Source organism: Streptomyces sp. NPDC088732, assembly GCF_044751205.1.
Lineage (GTDB): Bacteria > Actinomycetota > Actinomycetes > Streptomycetales > Streptomycetaceae > Actinacidiphila.
Genome location: NZ_JBIVLI010000001.1, coordinates 407126 through 424162 on the forward strand (window position 1 = coordinate 407126; position 17037 = coordinate 424162).

The following is a 17037-nucleotide window of genomic DNA, read 5'->3' on the forward strand; positions in this document are numbered from 1 at the left end:
GGCGCTCTCAGAACTTGAACTGGTCGACGTTGTCCTTGGTGAACACGGTCGGCTTGCCGAGCACCACGACGCCGTCCTTGCCGATGGTGTAGCTGCCCAGGTCGCCGGCCTTGAAGGTCTGCCCCTCGGCGCCGCTGATCTGGCCGGAGGCCAGCGCCACGGCGGCGTAGGAGGCGAGCGAGCCGAGCTTGGCCGGGTCCCACAGCTCGAAGGCCTCGACGGTGCCGTCCTTGACGTACGACCGCATGTCGTTGGGCGTGCCGAGGCCGGTCAGCCTGACCTTGCCCTTGTACTTCGAGCCGGACAGGTACTGGGCGGCGGCCTTGATGCCGACGGTGGTCGGGGAGATGATCCCCTTCAGGTTCGGGTACTGCTGCAGCAGGCCCTGGGTCTGCTGGAAGGACTGCTGGGCGTCGTCGTTGCCGTAGGCGACCTTGACCAGCTTGACGTCCTTGTACTTGGGGTCCTTCAGCTCGTCCTTCATGAAGTCGATCCAGGTGTTCTGGTTCGTGGCGGTCTGGGCCGCCGACAGGATCGCGATCTCGCCCTTGTAGCCGATCTGCTCGGCGAGCAGCTGCACCTCGGTGCGGCCGAGGTCCTCGGAGCTGGCCTGGGACACGAACAGGTCGCGGCACTCGGGCTTGGTGTCCGAGTCGTACGTGACGACCTTGATGCCGTTCTTGCGGGCCTGGTTGAGCGCGGTGCACAGGGCGCCCGGGTCCTGGGCGGACACGGCGATGGCGTTGACCTGCTGCTGGGTCAGGGTGTTGACGTACGAGACCTGGCCGGCGGTGTCGGTGCCGCTGCTGGTGCCGACCTCCTTGTAGGTGGAGCCGAGCGCGTCGAGGGCCTGCTTGCCGCCGTTGTCGGAGATGGTGAAGTACGGGTTGTTGACCTGCTTGGGCAGGAAGGCGACCGTCAGGCCGGTCTTGGTGGCCGCGCCCGGGTCGGCGCTGGCGGCCTGGCTGGGGGCGGCGGCGCTGCTGCTGCTGTCGCTGTCCTTCGAGGAGTTCTTGGTGGTCCCCCCGCAGGCGGTCGCACCGAGGGCGACCGCCGTGGTGAGGGCCAGGACGACGGTGGCGCGACGGGTGAGGGTTCTGCTGGACATGGTGATCCTTTCGCTGCCGGACGCGGGTACCGGAACACGGGGGATGGTGATGACGTGCGGGGGGAGGACATGCCGAGGAACGCCGGGGCGGTGAAGTGGGGTGCCCCGGAATCGAAGTGACGTGACGTCAGGACGGGGCGAGCACGGCCGGTGCCCGGTCGGCGGCCCTCCTGCGGGCCCGGGACTGCGCGATCTGGCGGCCGATCCTCGGGGCGAGGACGGAGATCACCAGGAGCACGCCGGTGACGACGATCTGGGACTGGGCGGAGACGTTGAGCAGGCTCATCACGTTCTGGCCCGCACCGAGCAGGAACACACCGGCGATCGCGCCGCCGAGGGTGCCCTTGCCGCCGTCGAAGTCGATGCCGCCGAGCAGCACGCCCGCGATGACGGACAGCTCCAGGCCGGTGGCGTTGTCGTACCGGGCGCTGGCGTAGTGCAGGGCCCAGAAGACGCCGGTGAGCGAGGAGACCACCCCGGTCGTCACGAACATGGCCAGCTTGGCCCGCTTGACCCGTACGCCCGCGAACCGGGCGGCCTCCTCGGATGCGCCCACCGCGAACAGCGAGCGGCCGAAGGGGGTGGCGTGCAGGACGACGACGGCGATCAGCAGCAGCACGGCGAAGGGGATCGCCGCGTACGGGACGAAGGTCCCGTCGATCCGGCCGGAGCCGAAGTCGAGGTAGCTCTGCGGGAAGTCGGTCACGGAGTCGGCGCCGAGGACGATCTGCGCGATGCCGCGGTAGGCGGCCAGCGTGCCGATGGTGACGGCCAGTGAGGGCAGCCCGAGCCGGGTCACCAGCAGGCCGTTGACCAGGCCGCACACCGCGCCGAGCAGCAGGCACAGCGGGATGATCGTCTCGATGGCCATGCCGCCGTTCCACATCGCGCCCATGGCCGCGCCGGCCAGGCCCGCCGTCGAGCCGACGGACAGGTCGATCTCGCCGGAGACCACGAGCATCGTCATCGGCAAGGCGATGAGCGCGATCGGCAGGGTGTTGCCGATCAGGAACGACACGTTCAGCGCGTTGCCGAAGTTGCCGACGAAGGAGAAGGAGCAGATCAGCAGCACGATCAGCAGGGCACCCACCGCGGTGTCCCAGCGGACCGCGCCGCCGAAGCGGGAGCCATGGCCCGTGCCGGGCGCGGCGGCCGGAACCGGGGCCGGGGCGGCGGCCTTGGTGGTCTCAGGCATGGTGGGCACTCCTCATCTGTGCGGCCCGCTTGCGGAGGACGCCGGCCACCCGCAGCGCCAGGATCCGGTCGACGGCGATGGCGAGCAGCAGCAGGACGCCGTCGATGGCCAGCACCCACACCGAGCTGACGCCGATGGACGGCAGGACGCTGTTGATCGAGGTCAGCAGCAGGGCGCCGAGCGCGGCGCCGTAGACGGTGCCGGAGCCGCCGGTGAAGGCGACACCGCCGACCACGACGGCACTGACGACGGTGAGTTCGTAGCCGCTGCCCGTGCCCGAGTCGACGTTGCCGAAGCGGGCGAGGTACAGCGCGCCGGCCAGTCCGGCGAGCGCCCCGCAGACCACGTACGCGATCAGGATGCGCTTGCGGACCGGGACACCGGCGAGCCGGGCGGCCTCCGGGCTGGAGCCGAGCGCGTACATGTCGCGCCCGCCGCGGTAGCTGCGCAGGTAGTAGCCGACCACGACGAGGACGGCGACGGTCAGCAGCGCCAGGTACGGGACCACCCACACGCCGTCGTGCCCGAAGTCGGTGAAGCCGCCGGGCAGGTCGCCCGCGGTGATCTGGCGGGAGCCGACCCAGATGGAGTCGATGCCGCGGACGATGTAGAGGGTGCCCAGGGTGACCACCAGGGCGGGGACCTGGCCGAGGCTCACCAGGAGGCCGTTCAGGGCCCCGAAGAGCACACCGAGCGCGACCGCCAGCAGCACGGCGACCAGCGGGTTGCCGCCGCCGTGCAGGTAACTGCCCGCGGCGAAGGCGGAGATACCGAGGACGGAGCCGACCGACAGGTCGACATTGCGGGTGATCACGACCATGGCCTGGCCGACGGCGACGAGCACCAGGATGGTGGCGTTGAGCAGGAGGTCCTTGACGCCCTGCTGGGACAGGAACGCGGAGTTGTAGATCTGGGTCGCCGCCAGCATCACGACGAGCACGCCGAGCACGGCGAGCGCGCGGAGCCTGAGCACCCGGTCCAGGAAGCGCCGGGGCGCGGCCGGGGCGTCCTCGGCGACCGGCTGCACGGTGTCTGCGGTCACGGTCACGCCGCCCTCCTCGCGCGGCCGGTGGCCGCCGCCATCACGGTCTCCTCGGTCGCCTCGGACCGGGGGATCTCGGCCGTCAGCCGGCCCTCGTGCATCACCAGGACGCGGTCGGCCATGCCGAGGATCTCCGGCAGGTCGGAGGAGATCATCAGGACGGCGACGCCCTCGCCGGCGAGCCGGGACAGCAGCCGGTGCACCTCCGCCTTGGTGCCGACGTCGATGCCGCGGGTGGGCTCGTCCACGATGAGCACCTGCGGCGCGGTGGCGAGCCACTTGGCCAGCACGACCTTCTGCTGGTTGCCGCCCGACAGGGTGCCGACGACGTCGGCCAGGCGCGCGTACTTCACCTGGAGCCGTACCGCCCAGTCCACCGCGCGGCTGCGCTCGGCGCTGCGGCTCATCAGACCGGCCTTCGACGTGGCGCCGAAGCCGGTGAGGCCGATGTTGCGCTCGATGGACATGTCCATCACCAGGCCCTGGGCGCGGCGGTCCTCGGGGACCAGCGCGACGCCGGCGGCCATGGCCAGGCTCGGCGCGCCGGCGCGCAGCGTACGGCCGTTGACAACGACCTCGCCGGCGTCCCGGCCGTCCACGCCGAAGACGGCGCGGGCGACCTCGCTGCGTCCGGCGCCGACCAGTCCGGCCAGCCCGACGATCTCACCGCGGCGGACCTCGAAGGAGACGTCGGTGAAGACGCCCTCGCGGGTCAGCCGCCGCACGCTCAGGGCCACTTCGCCGATCTCGGTGGCCTGCTTGGGGTAGAGCTCGTCGAGGTCGCGGCCGACCATGCGGCGCACGAGGTCGTCCTCGGTCAGCCCGTCGACGGGCTCGCTGGCGATCCAGGCGCCGTCCCGCAGGGTCGTGACCCGCTGGCACAGCGCGAAGATCTCCTCCAGGCGGTGGGAGATGAAGAGCACGGCGGCGCCCTGCTCGCGCAGCGACGTGACGACTCCGAAGAGCCGGGCGACCTCGCTGCCGGTGAGCGCGGCGGTCGGCTCGTCCATGATCAGGACGCGGGCGTCGAAGGAGAGCGCCTTGGCGATCTCCACCAACTGCTGGTCGGCGATGGACAGTCCGCGCGCGGGCTGGTCGGGGTCGAGGTCGACGCCCAGGCGCTCGAAGAGCGCGGCGGCCGAGCGGCGCACCGCCCGGTGGTCGACGCGGCCGAAGGAGCGGCGCGGCTGACGGCCGACGTAGATGTTCTCCGCCACCGACAGGTCGGGGAAGAGGGTCGGTTCCTGGTAGATGACGGCGACCCCGGCGTCGCGGGCGTCCCCCGGGCCGTGGAACTCGACCGGCTCGCCGTCGAGCAGCACCGTGCCCGTGTCCGGCCGGTGCACTCCCGCGAGTGCTTTGATCAGTGTCGACTTTCCGGCGCCGTTCTCGCCCGCGAGGGCGTGGGCCTCGCCGGCGTACAGCCGGAGCGAGACGCCGCGCAGAGCACGGACGGCACCGAAGGACTTGCTCACCCCCTCGAGCGCGAGCACCGGAGTCGTCTCCGGTTCGGGGTGCGTCATTGCGCCCTCCAAGACATGAAATGTTTCAACGGAGTTGCCGGGAAGCTAGCTCTGCCCGTCGCGTGCGTCAAGAGTCGCCGCAGTCCCCAGCTGACCTGCGGCCTCTCCAAGCACCCCGGTAAAGGGGCGGGCCGCGCCGCGCCATCAGCGACAACCTCCGTGATGACACGATTCAATAACGGGCCCGCGGGCACCGCACACCCCTTGACGCCACGGTGAGGGCATGGATAGCTTCGCAGCGGAATGAATCGATTCACTGATGAGCGATTCCCTGGACCTCAAGAGGTGACCATGCCTGACTTCCCTGCCGTCAAGGCCGCACTCGCTGCCCAGCGGATCGAGACGCCCTCGTGGGGCTACGGCAATTCCGGCACCCGGTTCAAGGTCTTCGCCCAGGCCGGCGTCCCCCGCGACCCCTACGAGAAGCTCGACGACGCCGGAAAGGTCCAGGAGTTCACCGGTGTCGCCCCCGTCGTCGCCCTGCACATCCCCTGGGACAAGGTGGACGACTACGCCGCCCTCGGCCGCCACGCCGCCGACCGCGGACTGGAGATCGGCGCGATCAACTCCAACACCTTCCAGGACGACGACTACAAGCTCGGCAGCATCTGCCACCCGGACGCCGCGATCCGGCGCAAGGCCGTCGACCACCTGCTGGAGTGCGTCGACATCATGGACGCCACCGGCTCCCGCGACCTCAAGCTGTGGTTCGCCGACGGCACCAACTACCCCGGCCAGGACGACATCGTGGGCCGGCAGGAGCGCCTGGCCGAAGCCCTGGCCGAGGTGTACGGGCGGCTCGGCGACGACCAGCGGATGCTGCTGGAGTACAAGCTCTTCGAGCCCGCCTTCTACACCACCGACGTCCCCGACTGGGGCACCGCGTACGCCCACTGCCTCAGGCTCGGCCCCAAGGCGCAGGTCGTCGTCGACACCGGCCACCACGCGCCCGGCACCAACATCGAGTTCATCGTCGCCCTCCTGCTGAGCCAGGGGAAGCTCGGCGGCTTCGACTTCAACTCCCGCTTCTACGCCGACGACGACCTGATGGTGGGCGCCGCCGACCCCTTCCAGCTCTTCCGGATCCTGCACGAGGTCGCCCAGAACGGCGGCTTCGCACCGGAGACGGGCGTCGCCTTCATGCTCGACCAGTGCCACAACATCGAGGCCAAGATCCCCGCGGTCATCCGCTCGGTGATGAACGTCCAGGAGGCCACCGCCAAGGCGCTGCTGGTCGACCGCGACGCCCTGCTCACCGCCCAGCGGTCCGGCGACGTGCTGGCCGCCAACGCCGTGCTCATGGACGCCTACAACACCGATGTGCGCCCGCTGCTGCGCGAGGTGCGCGAGGAGCGCGGCCTGGCCCCCGACCCGGTCGCGGCCTACCACGCCTCGGGGTGGCAGCAGCGCATCGTCGCCGAGCGCGTCGGCGGCACCCAGGCCGGATGGGGCGCGTAGGGCCTGTCGTCCGGCGTACGTTCCCGACCCCCACCTCCCCGAAGGACACCCGCATGGCACCCGCCACCCACCCGGAAGTCGCCGCTCTCCTGGAGCGCGCCCACCGCCTGGGCGCCGACCCCCGCAACACCAACTACGCGGGCGGCAACGCCTCCGCCAAGGCCACCGAGACCGACCCCGTCACCGGCGGCCCCGTCGAGCTGATGTGGGTCAAGGGCTCCGGCGGCGACCTGGGCACGCTCACCGAGTCCGGCCTCGCCGTCCTGCGCCTGGACCGGCTGCGCGCCCTGACCGCCGTGTACCCCGGGCCGGAGCGCGAGGACGAGATGGTCGCCGCGTTCGACTACTGCCTGCACGGCAAGGGCGGTGCGGCGCCGTCCATCGACACCGCGATGCACGGCCTCGTCGACGCCGCCCACGTGGACCACCTGCACCCCGACTCCGGCATCGCGCTCGCCTGCGCCGCCGACGGCGAGAAGCTGACCCGGGAGTGCTTCGGGGAGAAGGTCGCCTGGGTCCCGTGGCGCCGTCCCGGCTTCCAGCTCGGCCTGGACATCGCCGCGATCAAGGAGGCCAGTCCGGAGGCGGTCGGCGTCGTCCTCGGCGGCCACGGCATCACGGCCTGGGGCGCCACGTCCGAGGAGTGCGAGGCCAACGCCCTGTGGATCATCCGCACCGCGGAGGAGTACCTGGCCGGCCACGGCAAGGAGGAGCCCTTCGGCGCCCCGCTGCCGGGCTGGGAACCGCTGCCGGAGGCCGAACGGCGCGCCCGCGCCGCCGCCCTCGCCCCGGTGCTGCGCGCCGTCGCCTCCCAGGACCGGCCCCAGGTCGGCCACTTCACCGACTCCGCGCCCGTACTGGACTTCCTCGCGCACGCCGAGCACCCCCGCCTGGCCGCGCTCGGCACCTCCTGCCCCGACCACTTCCTGCGCACCAAGGTGCGGCCCCTGGTGCTCGACCTGCCCCCGACGGCCCCGCTGGATCAGGCCGTGGCGCGCCTGGAGGAACTGCACGCCGCCTACCGGGCCGAGTACCAGGCCTACTACGACCGGCACGCGGGCCCCGACTCCCCGGCGATCCGCGGCGCCGACCCGGCGATCGTGCTCGTCCCGGGCGTCGGCATGTTCAGCTACGGCAAGGACAAACAGACCGCGCGCGTCGCGGGCGAGTTCTACGTCAACGCGATCAATGTGATGCGCGGCGCCGAGGCGGTCTCCACGTACGCGCCGATCCCCGAGTCGGAGAAGTTCCGCATCGAGTACTGGGCGCTGGAGGAGGCCAAGCTGCGGCGTATGCCGAGGCCCAAGCCGCTGGCCGGCCGCATCGCCCTGGTCACCGGCGCCGGTTCGGGCATCGGCAAGGCCATCGCCCACCGCCTCGCCGCCGAGGGCGCCTGCGTCGTCGTCGCGGACCTGAACGCGGACGGCGCCCGGGACGTCGCCGCGGAACTCGGCGGCCCCGACAAGGCGGTGGCCGTCACCGTCGACGTCACGCAGGAGGAGCAGATCACCGCGGCGTTCGACCATGCGCTGCTCGCCTTCGGCGGCGTCGACCTGGTCGTCAACAACGCGGGCATCTCCATCTCCAAGCCCCTGCTGGAGACCACCGCCCGCGACTGGGACCTCCAGCACGACATCATGGCCCGCGGCTCCTTCCTCGTCTCGCGCGAGGCGGCCCGCGTCATGGCGCGGCAGAAGCTCGGCGGCGACATCGTCTACATCGCCTCCAAGAACGCGGTGTTCGCCGGGCCCAACAACATCGCCTACTCCGCCACCAAGGCCGACCAGGCCCACCAGGTGCGGCTGCTGGCGGCCGAACTCGGCGAGCACGGCATCCGCGTCAACGGCGTCAACCCCGACGGCGTGGTCCGCGGCTCCGGCATCTTCTCCTCGGGCTGGGGCGCCCAGCGCGCGGCGACGTACGGCGTCCCGGAGGAGAAGCTCGGCGAGTTCTACGCCCAGCGCACCATCCTGAAGCGCGAAGTGCTCCCGGAGCACGTCGCGAACGCGGTCTTCGCCCTCACCGGCGGCGACCTCACCCACACCACGGGTCTGCACGTCCCGGTCGACGCCGGAGTGGCGGCGGCCTTCCTGCGCTGACCCGGGGGCGGCGGCGAGCCGGGTACCGCGGACGCACCCGCGGGACCCGGCTCCCGTGCCCCGCCGCCCTGTTGTCCTGCTGTCCCCCCACCCCACGACCACCCCGAGGACCCCCACGTGCCATTCGCCGCCATCGACCTCGGCGCCACCAGCGGCCGCGTCATCCTCGGCCGGGTCGCGCGGGACGACCTCTCCCTCACCGAGGTGCACCGCTTCGCCAACACGCCGGTGCGCCTGCCCGGCGGACTGCACTGGGACGCGCTCGCCCTCTTCCAGGGCGTGCTGGACGGACTGCGCCGGGCGGGCGGGCAGCCGGACGACGTCACCTCGGTCGGCATCGACACCTGGGCCGTCGACTACGGCCTGCTCGACGCCGACGGCGCCCTGCTGGGCAACCCGTTCCACTACCGCGACGCCCGCACCGACACCGTCGCGGAACGCGTACGGGAGGAGATCGGCGCGGAGCGGCTGTACCAGGTCACCGGGTTGCAGCACCTGCCCTTCAACACCGTCTACCAGCTCGCCGCCGCGTCCGGCACCGCACAACTGGCGGCCGCACGCACCCTGTTGCTCGTGCCCGACCTGCTGACCCACTGGCTGACCGGCACGATCGGCGCCGAGGAGACCAACGCCTCCACCACCGGCCTGTTCGACGCCCGTACCGGCACCTGGTCGGCTGAGCTCGCCGAACAGGTCGGTCTCGCGCCCGGGCTGCTGCCGCCGCTGCGGGCGCCCGGCGACCCCGCGGGCACCCTGCTCCCCCACGTCGCCGCCGCCACCGGGCTGCCGGAGACGACCGCGGTGGTCACCGTCGCCTCGCACGACACCGCCTCCGCGGTCGCCGCCGTCCCGGCCACGGAGCCCGGCTTCGCCTACATCTCGTGCGGCACCTGGTCGCTGGCCGGCCTCGAACTGGACGCGCCCGTGCTCTCCGAGGCCTCCCGCGCCGCCAACTTCACCAACGAGCGCGGGGTCGACGGCACCATCCGCTACCTGCGCAACATCATGGGCATGTGGCTGCTGGAGGAGTGCCGGCGCACCTGGGCCGCGCAGCCGGCCGGCGCGCCGTCCCTGGCGGCGCTGCTCGACCAGGCCGCCGCGGCACGGCCGTTCGCCGCCCTCGTCGACCCCGACGACCCCGCCTTCCTGCCGCCCGGCGACATGCCCGCCCGCATCCGCGACTTCTGCCTGCGCACCGGTCAGCGGCCGCCCGAGAGCCCCGGCGCCGTCGTCCGCTGCATCCTGGAGAGCCTCGCCCTCGCCCACCGGCGCACACTGCGGCAGGCCGCCGCGCTCGCCGACCGCGAGATCACCCATGTCCACATGGTCGGCGGCGGCTCACGCAACGAACTGCTGTGCCGGCTCACCGCCGACGCCACCGGCCTGCCCGTCGTCGCGGGACCCGCCGAGGCGACCGCCCTGGGCAACATCCTCGTCCAGGCCCGCGCCCACGGCCTCGTCGGCGACGGCCTCCCGGCCCTGCGCGCCCTCGTCGCCGCCACCCAGCCGCTGCGCCGCCACGAACCGGACGGGGACCGGGCGGCGTGGGACGCCGCCGAGGCGAGGGTGAAGGAATTCGCCGCGGCACGAACAGGCCGGGTGCCCCGCCTCGACGAGGCCTGAACCCCCGTCACGGGCCCCCGGGGCCACCCGCGTCCCGCGCGCGCACGGCTGCTGCCGCTTCCAGCAGGGACCAGCCGTCGACGTCGATCGGCCCCCGCTCGTCCGGTTGCCACCCGCGGGCCAGTGCCACGTCGAGCAACGCCCGGACGGCGCCGGGTTCGTGCAGGTTCAGACCCGCACCCCGGATGAAACCCACGTCCCCGGAGCCAAGCGGTGCCCCGCCCGGCACGTACCGGTCGGGGCCCGAGGCGAAGACGATGCGCAGCGGACCGCCGGAACCGGCCGGCTGCGGGAACAGCGTGAGCGTCTGACAGCAGTCCACGGCGCGGCCGTCGTCGTCACTTCGGTGGCGGTGGCTCATCGACCACTGGTACACGCGTCCGTCGGCGACCAGGCGGCGCGGCTTGTTCGAACGGCGAGGCACGCACCGAGGATACGCGGCGCGCCCCTCACTGACAGAGGATGTCAGGGACCCTCCGCACCATGGGTACGTGTGAGCACCCACCGAACGCACGCCCTGCTGCTGCCCGCCGTCTTCGTCACCTCGCTCGGCAACAACATCCAACTGATCGCCGCCGCCCTGCTCATCGTGCGGGCCCAGGGGTCGGTACTGGACGTGGGATGGCTCTTCATCGCCGTCGCCGTGCCGCAGGCGGTGCTCTCCCCCCTGTTCGGACGGCTGGCCGACCGCTTCGACCGGCGGACGCTCTGGGTGACCTGCGACGCCCTCAGCGCACTGGCCGCGCTCGCGATGCCGCTGGGGCTGGCGCTGGGCGGCCCGCGGAACGCGGTCGTCTACGGCAGCAACTTCGTGCTCGCGGTGATCGCGGCACTGTTCGTGCCGGTCAGCGCCGCACTCGTCAAGGAAAGGGTGCCGGCGCGGGAGTTGCGGCGGTTCAACGCGCACTACGAGATGGCCCTGCAGAGCGGGATGCTGCTGTCGGCGACGGTCGGCGGCATCGCCCTCCAGTTCTTCGGGCCCACCCCGCTGTGCGTGTTCAACGGGGCCACCTTCGCGGTCTCCGCGGTGCTCGTACTGGCGACCGGGCGCGCCGGACGGCCGGCGCTCACCCCGAAGGCCGCGGCGGCCGGTGCCCCGTCCCCGGACGCGCCCGTCCGCCCACCGCTCGGCCCGGTGATCATGCTCTACGCGCAGGGCAGCGTCGTCGTCACCGTCTTCAACGCGCTCATGCCGGTCCTCGTCATCGCCGATCTGCACCGGGGGCCGGCGGTGGTGGGCGTGGTCGACGCACTCGGCGGCGCCGGCTTCCTGGTCGCGGCCGCCGCCTACCGGATCACCGGCGCCCGCCTCGGCGACCTGCGGCTCGCGCTGGCCGGCTTCCTGCTCTGCAACATCCTGTTCGCGGTCCAACCGCGATTCGGCGTGCCCGGACTGCTCCTGCTCGTACCGCTCGGCGCGTTCCTCTTCGGACAGGCCCGCATCGCGTCCCGCACGCTGCTCATGGCCTCGGTGGACGAGCACCGCGTGGGGCGCGCCTTCGGCGTGGCCAACGGCTGGGGCCTGGCCGCCACCGTCGCCGTCATGCTCGGCACCGCCACGGTCACCGCCCGCGCCGGAACCGCCGCGGGCTTCGCCGCCGTCGCCGCCGTCAGCGCCCTCGCCTCGGTCGCCTCCGCGACCTGGCACCGCACGGCCCGCAGCACCGCGCATCCCGCCCCCGCCCTCACCGCCACCCCCGCGACGGACCTCGCGGACCGGCATCCGGCCTGAGCCGCGAAGTGCGCCTTCGGAATCGCCAGGGCCTGAGGACTGCGGCACGGCCCGCAGGATCGCGCACCCAGTGTCGCCACCGGCCGAGAATTTGCGGCACAGCCCGCAGAACGGAGCACTCCCCAGGCCTCACCACCACCCCGCGGCGAACTCTGCCGGCCCGTACCCGGCCCAGCGGCGCGCCTTCGATGCCGCCAAGGACTCGGGGCCGCGGCCACCGTCGCCGTCATGCTCGGCACCGCCACGGCCGCTGCCCGCGCCGGAACCGCCGCAGGCTTCACCGTCGGCTCCCCCACCTCCACGACCCCGCACCGCACGGCCCGCACAACCGGGCATCCGGCCCGGAACCGCACCGCCACCCCCGCGGACCGGCATCCGGCCTGAGCCGCGAAGCGCGCCTTCTGGCGGTACAGCCCGCAGGACGGAGCATTCCCCCAAGCCTCACCACCACCCCGCGGCGAACTCTGCCGACCCGCACCCGGCCTGAACGGCGACGTGGCCAGCGATGCCGGACGAACCGCCACCGTCGCCGTCGGCTCCCCCGCCTCCACGACCCCGCACCGCACAACCCCGCAGAACCGCCCCCGCCGGGACCCCCGCCGGTACAGCGCCCTCAGCCGGCCCCGTACAAAGCGGCCAGGCCGCGTGCCGAGCCGATGAGCAGGGCGCGCAGTGCGACGGGTTCGAGGACTTCGAGGTCGGGGCCGAGGCGGAGGAATTCGCCGTGGGCGTGGCCGACGGACTCGATCGGCACCAGGGCGCGGACCCAGCCGTCGGCGTCGGGTTCGCCGCGTTCGGCGACCGCTCGCGCGACGGCGTGCGAGAGCAGCGAGGGCAGGCGCTCCGCGCCGCGCGGGGAGACCCGGATCAGGGCTTCGCCCTGGTGGAGCCGGGCGTGGAAGTCGGCGAGGTAGGCCCGCCAGTAGGCCGTCAGGTCGAAGCCGGGTTCGGGCTCGAAGGCCTCGCCGAGGACGTCGACGGCGAGGATCTGGTCGACGCGGTACGTGCGCAGGCCGCCCGCCCCGCGCGCGACGACGTACCAGCGGCCGGCCTTGAGGACCAGGCCGTACGGCTCCAGGCGGCGCTCGGTCTCGGCGGGCTCGCGCCAGCGGCGGTAGCGCACCCGTACCGCCTGCCGGTTCCACACCGCGTCGGCGACGGCGGCCAGGTGGGGGGTCTCCTCGCCGGGGCTGTACCAGCCGGGCGCGTCGAGGTGGAAGCGCTCGCGTATCCGCTCGGCGGACTCCCGCAGCGCGGGCGGCAGGGCGGCGCTGAACTTCAGCCGGGCCGCCGCCGCGGCCTCGCCCAGCCCGAGCTGCGCGGCGGGGTCGGGCAGCGCCGCGAGGAACCAGGCCCGGGTCTCCTCGGCGGTCAGTCCGGTCAGCCGGGTGCGGTAGCCGTCGACGAGCCGGTAGCCGCCCTCGGGGCCGGCGTCGCCGTACAGCGGTATGCCGGCCTCGTGCAGCGACTGCACGTCGCGGTAGATCGTGCGGACGGACACCTCGAGCTCGTCGGCCAGCTGCTGGGCGGTGAGCCGGCCGCGTGCCTGGAGGAGCAGGAGGAGGGAGACCAGCCGGCTGGCGCGCATGGCAGCAGTATCGGTGCCGCCACCGACAGCGGACCGGCCCCGGTCTCGGGAGTCCCACCGATTTGATGGCCTCCCGCCGAGCGCGCACTCTGGGGTAAGGAGACTTCGACGGGTGTGTGATCGGCGACGATGAACGCGAGTGGCGGCCCCGGGGACCCGGCCGGCACGGCCGTGGTGGTCGTCGGTGCGCAAGGGACGGTCACCGCGTGGAGCGAAGGGGCACGCCTGCTGCTCGGGTACGCGTCCGCCGAGGCCGTGGGCCGCCCGGTGGCGGAGATCTTCGCCCCGGCGGTCCTGGTGCTCGACCGGGAGTGGCGCAGCGCCGCCGCCGTACGCCACCGGGACGGCCGGCTGCTGGACCTGGAGGTCCGGGTCAGCCCCGCCCTCGACGGCGACGGGGAGCCGAGCGGCTGTGTGGTCACCGCGGTTCCGGAGGCGTCCGACGAGGCCCTGGTGCTGTGGGCGTTCGACCAGTCCCCGGCGTCCATGTCCGTGCACGACAGCGACCTGCGCCACCGGCGGCTCAACGGGACGGCGCGGGAGGCCATGGGGGACGTGCCCCAGGGGACGCTGCGCGGCACCCCGTACCAGGCGATCGTCCCGGAGGAGGAGACCGGGCACGGATACGGCGACCACCTGCGCCAGGTCGCGGAGACGGGTCGGGCCACACACTACGAGTGCTCCACCCGCGATCCGGTCTCGATGCGCGACTACGCCTGGAACACCGACATGTGGCCGATCCGGGACCCCCGCGGGCGGGTCCGGGGCGTGGCGGTGGCGGCGTTCGACAGCACCGCCCAGTTCTGGGCGCGGCAGCGTCTCGTCCTGCTCAACGAGGCGGGCGCCGCCATCGGCACCACCTTGGACGTGGTCCGCACCGCCGACGAACTGGCCGAGCTGGCCGTGCCGCGGCTGGCCGACTTCGTGAGCGTGGACCTGCTGGACTCCGTGCTGCAGGGCGACGAGCCCTCGCCGGGTCCCGTGGACAGCGCGGTGGTGCTGCGCCGCGTCGCGCACCGCTCGCGGACGGACGAGACGCCGGTCGCCGCGGTGGAGCTGGGCGAGGTGGACACCTACCCCGAGTTCTCCCCGCCGGCGCGCTGCCTGGCCGAGGGCCGGTCCGTGCTCAGCCAGGCCGGGCACGTCGACTTCTCGCTGTGGCTGGCGCAGAACACGCGGCGCGACGCCAAGGTGCGCGAGCACGGCATCCACACGGTGATGGCGGTGCCCCTGATGGCCCGCGGGGTCACCTTGGGCGTGGCGATCTTCGCCCGCGGCACCCGGCCGGAGGGCTTCATCGACGACGACATGACGCTCGCCGAGGAGCTGGCCGGGCGTGCCGCGGTCTGCGTCGACAACGCGCGCCGCTTCACCCGCGAACACGGCACCGCCCTGGCACTGCAGCGCAGCCTGCTGCCGCAGCGGCTGGGCGACCAGCCCGCGGTGGAGGTCGCGTCCCGCTATCTGCCGGCCGGTTCGCAGGCGGGCGTGGGGGGCGACTGGTTCGACGTCGTCCCGCTGTCCGGCACCCGGGTCGCGCTGGTCGTCGGCGACGTGGTCGGCCACGGCATCCACGCCTCGGCCACCATGGGGCGGCTGCGGACGGCGGTGCGGACCCTGGCGGACGTGGACCTGCCGCCCGACGAGCTGCTCACCCACCTCGACGATCTCGTCGTCCACCTGAACTCGGGGGACGAGACCCGCGAGGACCACGGCCGGTCGACCAGCACCGAGGTCGGCGCGACCTGCCTGTACGCGGTGTACGACCCCATCTCGCGCCGGTGCTCGATGGCCAGCGCCGGGCACCCGTCGCCCGTGCTGCGGCTGCCCGACGGGACCGTGGAGGTCGTCCCGGTGTCGGCGGGCCCTCCGCTGGGCGTCGGCGGGCTGCCCTTCGAGGCGACGGAACGGGAGCTGCCGGAGGGCAGCATCCTCGCCCTCTACACGGACGGTCTGATCGACAGCCGGGACTTCGACCTGGACGCCGGCCTGGCCCGGCTGCTCACCGCGCTCGCCGCTCCGGCGCCGTCCATCGAGTCGGCCTGCGACACGATCCTGAAGTCGCTCCCGCCCGACCGGCCGGTCGACGACGTGGCGCTGCTGCTGGCCCGCACCCGGGCGCTGAACACCGCCCAGGTCGCCGTCTGGGACGTACCCTTCGACCCCGCGCACGTCGCCGAGACCCGGCAGGCCACGGCCGAACTGCTGCGCTCCTGGGGCATGGAGGACGCGGTGCACGTCACCGAGCTAGTGGTGAGCGAGCTGGTCACCAACGCCATCCGGCACGGGTCGCCGCCGGTCCAGCTGCGGGTGATCCGCGACCGCTCCCTGATCTGCGAGGTCTCCGACGGCAGCAACACCGCCCCGCACCTGCGCCGGGCCCGCTCGGACGACGAGGGCGGGCGCGGTCTGCTGCTCGTGGCGCAGCTGACGCAGGCGTGGGGGACGCGGCAGGCCGCGACCGGCAAGACGATCTGGGCCGAGCAGGCCCTGTGACCGGTGGCCCGCCGGGCCCGGCCGCGCCCGCGTCGCGCCCTGCCTGACGAGGTGTCAGACTCAGCCCATGATCGCCCGTTACCGTCCGGCCGTCCTGCACTGGACGGTCGTCGTGCCGGTGCTCTCGGTCGTGGTGCTGGCCCTCACCTGGAAGCGCTCACTGCCCGTGGCGGTGGTCGTGGTGGTCGCCCTGTTCCTCGCGACCGCGGTGCTCGCGGCCGTGCACCACGCGGAGGTGGTGGCGCACCGGGTGGGCGAGCCGTTCGGCTCGCTGGTGCTGGCGGTCTCGGTGACGGTCATCGAGGTGGCGCTGATCCTCACACTGACGGCGGACGGCGGCCCGAAGAGCGCGGGGCTCGCCCGGGACACCGTCTTCGCGGCAGTCATGATCACCTGCAACGGCATCATGGGGCTGTGCCTGCTGGTCGGCGCGCTGCGCCGCCGCGTCGCGGTCTTCCACCCCGAGGGGACCGGGGCGGCCCTGGGCTCCGTGGCGACCCTGGCGACCCTCAGCCTGGTCCTGCCGACCTTCACCACCAGCGCGCCGGGACCGCGGTTCTCCACGACCCAGCTCGCCTTCGCCGCGCTCGCCTCCCTGGTGCTGTACGGGCTGTTCGTGGCCACCCAGACCTTCCGCCACCGCGACTACTTCCTGCCGGTGACCTCCGCCGGCCACGTCGTCACCGACGACGAGCACTCCGTGCCGCCCACCACCCGGGCGGCACTGTTCAGCCTCGCGCTGCTGGCCGTCGCGCTGATCGCGGTGGTGGGCCTGGCCAAGGTGGAAGCCCCCACGATCGAGCACGGTGTGGCCGTCGCCGGACTGCCCTCCTCCTTCGTGGGCGTGGTCATCGCGCTGCTGGTACTGCTGCCGGAGACCATCGCCGCGGTGCGCGCCGCCGCCCGGGACCGGGTGCAGACCAGCCTCAACCTCGCCCTCGGCTCCGCGATGGCGAGCATCGGGCTCACCATCCCGGCAGTGGCCGTCGCCTCGTTCTGGATGCCCGGCCCCCTGGTGCTGGGGCTCGGCGCCACACACATGGTGCTGCTGGCGATCACCGTCGCCGTCGGGACACTGACGGTGGTCCCCGGCCGGGCCACCCCCCTTCAGGGCGGCCTGCACCTCGCCCTGCTGGCGGCCTACGTCGTCCTGGCGATCAGCCCCTGACGCCC

13 protein-coding genes are annotated in these 17037 nt (G+C 73.1%); 7 read left to right on the forward strand and 6 right to left on the reverse strand.

All coding sequences use genetic code 11. The features are described 5' to 3' along the window. Positions 1-7: 7 nt before the first annotated feature. From rhaS to ACIP9H_RS01730, 4 genes are all read right to left on the reverse strand, one after another. Positions 8-1108: a rhamnose ABC transporter substrate-binding protein gene (gene rhaS / locus ACIP9H_RS01715; protein ID WP_401596778.1), complete on the reverse strand. Its 1101-nt coding sequence runs from the start codon at positions 1106-1108 to the stop codon at positions 8-10. Between the two features lie 127 nt (positions 1109-1235). Further along, complete coding sequence (locus ACIP9H_RS01720) at positions 1236-2303, reverse strand: ABC transporter permease (protein ID WP_401596775.1); 1068 nt, start codon at positions 2301-2303, stop codon at positions 1236-1238. Next, positions 2296-3351: an ABC transporter permease gene (locus ACIP9H_RS01725; protein WP_401596772.1), complete on the reverse strand. Its 1056-nt coding sequence runs from the start codon at positions 3349-3351 to the stop codon at positions 2296-2298. Before ACIP9H_RS01725 ends, ACIP9H_RS01720 begins: the two co-directional genes overlap by 8 nt. Beyond that, on the reverse strand, positions 3348-4868 hold the full coding sequence (locus tag ACIP9H_RS01730; protein WP_360916734.1) for a sugar ABC transporter ATP-binding protein: 1521 nt from the start codon (positions 4866-4868) through the stop codon (positions 3348-3350). The genes ACIP9H_RS01725 and ACIP9H_RS01730 overlap by 4 nt, the downstream gene beginning before the upstream one ends. A 291-nt stretch (positions 4869-5159) precedes the next feature. Here ACIP9H_RS01730 and rhaI point away from each other — a divergent pair, with 291 nt between their 5' ends. From rhaI to ACIP9H_RS01745, 3 genes are all read left to right on the forward strand, one after another. Beyond that, positions 5160-6326 (forward strand): L-rhamnose isomerase, encoded by a 1167-nt coding sequence (rhaI, locus tag ACIP9H_RS01735; protein ID WP_401596770.1) that lies wholly within the window; start codon positions 5160-5162, stop codon positions 6324-6326. Positions 6327-6379: 53 nt separating this feature from the next. Further along, complete coding sequence (locus ACIP9H_RS01740; protein ID WP_401596767.1) at positions 6380-8425, forward strand: bifunctional aldolase/short-chain dehydrogenase; 2046 nt, start codon at positions 6380-6382, stop codon at positions 8423-8425. Between the two features lie 117 nt (positions 8426-8542). After that, positions 8543-10048, forward strand: coding sequence for a rhamnulokinase family protein (locus ACIP9H_RS01745; RefSeq protein ID WP_401596764.1), 1506 nt, complete (start codon positions 8543-8545; stop codon positions 10046-10048). 7 nt (positions 10049-10055) lie between these two features. Here the strand turns inward: ACIP9H_RS01745 and ACIP9H_RS01750 are convergent, their stop codons facing one another. After that, the gene (locus ACIP9H_RS01750; protein ID WP_401596761.1) at positions 10056-10472 is read right to left on the reverse strand and encodes a hypothetical protein; all 417 of its coding nucleotides are present in this window, start codon (positions 10470-10472) and stop codon (positions 10056-10058) included. 69 nt (positions 10473-10541) lie between these two features. On the opposite strand from ACIP9H_RS01750, the gene ACIP9H_RS01755 reads away from it, so the two are divergent. Beyond that, a complete protein-coding gene (locus ACIP9H_RS01755) occupies positions 10542-11780 on the forward strand; it encodes an MFS transporter (protein WP_401596758.1) in 1239 nt (412 codons plus the stop codon). A 228-nt stretch (positions 11781-12008) separates the two neighbouring features. Then, complete coding sequence (locus tag ACIP9H_RS01760; protein ID WP_401596755.1) at positions 12009-12164, forward strand: hypothetical protein; 156 nt, start codon at positions 12009-12011, stop codon at positions 12162-12164. A gap of 229 nt (positions 12165-12393) precedes the next feature. Here the strand turns inward: ACIP9H_RS01760 and ACIP9H_RS01765 are convergent, their stop codons facing one another. Further along, positions 12394-13368 (reverse strand): helix-turn-helix transcriptional regulator, encoded by a 975-nt coding sequence (locus ACIP9H_RS01765; RefSeq protein ID WP_401956814.1) that lies wholly within the window; start codon positions 13366-13368, stop codon positions 12394-12396. A 129-nt stretch (positions 13369-13497) separates the two neighbouring features. On the opposite strand from ACIP9H_RS01765, the gene ACIP9H_RS01770 reads away from it, so the two are divergent. Together ACIP9H_RS01770 and ACIP9H_RS01775 are read left to right on the forward strand one after the other, a co-directional pair. Beyond that, positions 13498-15864, forward strand: a complete 2367-nt coding sequence (locus ACIP9H_RS01770) for a SpoIIE family protein phosphatase (protein WP_401596750.1) — start codon at positions 13498-13500, stop codon at positions 15862-15864. A gap of 67 nt (positions 15865-15931) precedes the next feature. Further along, a complete protein-coding gene (locus ACIP9H_RS01775) occupies positions 15932-17032 on the forward strand; it encodes a calcium:proton antiporter (protein WP_401596747.1) in 1101 nt (366 codons plus the stop codon). Positions 17033-17037: the final 5 nt, after the last annotated feature.